Below are 2,426 nucleotides of genomic sequence, written 5' to 3' on the forward strand. Positions count from 1 at the left end.
AGCCAGCCCCCGCTCCACGGAATCCTGGCGGCTCTGCCCCCCGTCAATCCAGTGAATCGGGCAGTGGGGCTTCAGGGCGTGGAGGATGGTCAGGATGGCCTGCCGGTCGTGGGGCTGACCGATGATTCCGATCCACCGGACCCGGCGGCTCTGCAGGGCGGCAGCCACGGTCCAGGCCAGAACCGGATGTCCGGCCACCGGCAGCAGCAACTTGTTGCGATCAGCGCCCACCCGGCGACCACTGCCCGCGGCGGCAACCAATACGTGCATCCTCCTCCTTGCTGGCTATCCCAGCCTGGCATCCATAAACTTTGGGAGTCATCTTTTCAGATCATCCATGGCCATCATCTGGTTTCACCTCGTCACAGCCTTGGTGGCAATCGGGTTGGGTCTGGTGAGCCTGCTGCTGGCGAAGGGCACGCAGTTGCACCAGTTGATGGGTTGATGGGTCGGGTATGGATGGGGCTGATGCTGTGTGCCACCCTGTCCTCCTTCCTGATTCACCGCGTCCACCCCCCAGGAGGATGGAGTTGGCTCCATGGACTTGCCCTCTGGACCTTGATCTGTATGGGCTGGAGCATAGTGGCCATTCGGCAGGGCAATATCCGCCGCCATGCCAATTTGACGAAAGGCGTCATGGTGGGCGCCATCGCAGCAGGGACGGCAGCCCTGGCGCCGGGCCGCTTTCTGGCCGGGGTCTTGGGGTACTGATGGGTGCGGATCAGAAAATCAGCACTTGCTTTTGGCGGTAATCTTATAGATCTTATTTTGGTCTCGAAGGCAACAAGGTTGCTGATGCTGCTCTCAAACCCAATCACCGTCGAGCATGATGCCCGTGTTGTCATGCCAATCGCTTCATACAGCGAAGCGATTGGGTGGACTCAGTCACTTCACTTCAGTCCCACCATGCAAGCTCTTGCTGAAAAGCTGGTACTGGAGCGGCTTTTGAACTCTTGGGTACTGACGTACATCAGTCCCTAAACTTTCCGGGTACGCAGGATCATGATGCAGGTGCTGGCTCTCCTGCCCGGAGGAGAAGAGAACCAGTTGCAGGCCCTACCCGCCATGGCCGCGCTGGCAGAGCAACGATCAGCCCAACTGCACGTGGTCTGTCCGGCCCAGGCAGCACACGTGTGGACCCTCCTTCCAGCGGTGGAGCGGTGCATTCCCTTTGCCTTTGGTCAGCGCTGGTCCCTGGCGGACTGGACCAACCTGCTGGGAAACGTGCGGGAGCCGGATTTTCAAGTCAGCCTCAATTTGTCCACGGACTGGTCCATTGACCTGTTGCTGAGCCTGAGCCGCATCCCCATGCGGGTGGCCGGTGGCGGATTTTCCGCCACGGAGCCGGTGCGGCAGCAATCCACGGGACGGCATGGTCAGGCGTTGGGGGCCTGGCTCCAGCCCCTGGGGGTTCATTACGACGGCGACGCCTATCGCCTTCCCCTCCCCCGGAGTGCCCTGGCAGAGGCCAGAGCAGCCCTGCCACCGGGAAACGGTCCTGCTTTGCTGTTGGCGGCCAGTGTGGCGGCCGGCTGGTCGCCAGAGGATTGGCGAGGGTTTGTGGCGGCCGTGGGTCAGGCTTTTCCTTCAGTTCGTCTGCTGTGGCTGGCGCCGGAGGAGGAAGCCCCGGCCGGCATCCGGCGCTGCCGAGCGGCCACGATCATGGCCGAGGCCGCCACCGTGGCCAGTGTGGACCTGGTGCTCACCGATGAACCCCGCCTGGCCCAGTTGGCAGTGCTCACGGGAACTGCCCTGGTGGCGGCAGGGATGGAGGATCCCGGCCGGCTGCCCCGGCGGGATGCCGTCAAACCCCTACCTGCCCTGAACCGGTTGCGTCCCCAGGAGGTTCTGCAGGCGCTGAGGGCCTGAGGGCCTGAGGGCCTGAGGGCCTGAGGGCCTGAGGGCTCAAGCCGCCAGCAGGGTCTGGGCCTTGGCCACCACGTTGGCGGTGGTGAAGCCGAATTTCTCCATGCACGCGCCGCCAGGAGCGGAAGCCCCAAAGCGACCCATGGTCACGCTGTCTCCATCCAGGCCGATGTACTTGTGCCACCCGAACGGCGCTGCAGCTTCCACCACAAGGCGTTTGCGCACCGTTGCGGGGAGAACGGAGTCCTGGTAGGCGGGGCTTTGCTCCTCAAACAGTTCCATGGAGGGCATGGACACCACCCGAATCCGGCGCCCCATGGCGGTGAGCTGCCTGGACGCCTGGACGCAGAGATCCAACTCACTGCCGGTGCCGATGAGAATCAGTTCAGGCGCCCCGGCGCAGTCCTCCAGGACGTAGGCCCCCTGGGCCACTTTGTCGGCGGAAGAGTTGGCCTGGTTGGGCATGCCCTGGCGGCTGAGGGCCAACGCCGTGGGGCGTTTCCGGTTGCTGATGGCCACCTTGTAGGCCCCGCTGGTTTCGTTGCCGTCCCCCGGACGAA

Annotated in this window: 4 protein-coding genes; 2 read left to right on the top strand and 2 right to left on the bottom strand. The window is 63.9% G+C overall.

Annotation, left to right across the window (positions count from 1 at the left end):
- Positions 1–270, bottom strand: a 270-nt coding sequence (locus BG35_RS0109110; protein ID WP_025782573.1) for a 2-C-methyl-D-erythritol 4-phosphate cytidylyltransferase, incomplete at its 3' end; no start/stop codon positions are given.
- Between the two features lie 174 nt (positions 271–444).
- On the opposite strand from BG35_RS0109110, the gene BG35_RS13760 reads away from it, so the two are divergent.
- On the top strand, positions 445–711 hold the full coding sequence (locus BG35_RS13760) for a DUF2306 domain-containing protein (RefSeq protein WP_025782574.1): 267 nt from the start codon (positions 445–447) through the stop codon (positions 709–711).
- Between the two features lie 291 nt (positions 712–1,002).
- Positions 1,003–1,869: a glycosyltransferase family 9 protein gene (locus tag BG35_RS0109130; protein WP_051506238.1), complete on the top strand. Its 867-nt coding sequence runs from the start codon at positions 1,003–1,005 to the stop codon at positions 1,867–1,869.
- A 36-nt stretch (positions 1,870–1,905) separates the two neighbouring features.
- Here the strand turns inward: BG35_RS0109130 and BG35_RS0109135 are convergent.
- On the bottom strand, positions 1,906–2,426 hold a 521-nt coding region (locus BG35_RS0109135), incomplete at its 5' end, for a transketolase-like TK C-terminal-containing protein (protein ID WP_025782577.1).

Origin of the sequence: Candidatus Synechococcus spongiarum SH4, from assembly GCF_000586015.1 — a bacterium.
GTDB lineage: Bacteria > Cyanobacteriota > Cyanobacteriia > PCC-6307 > Cyanobiaceae > Synechococcus_B > Synechococcus_B spongiarum_F.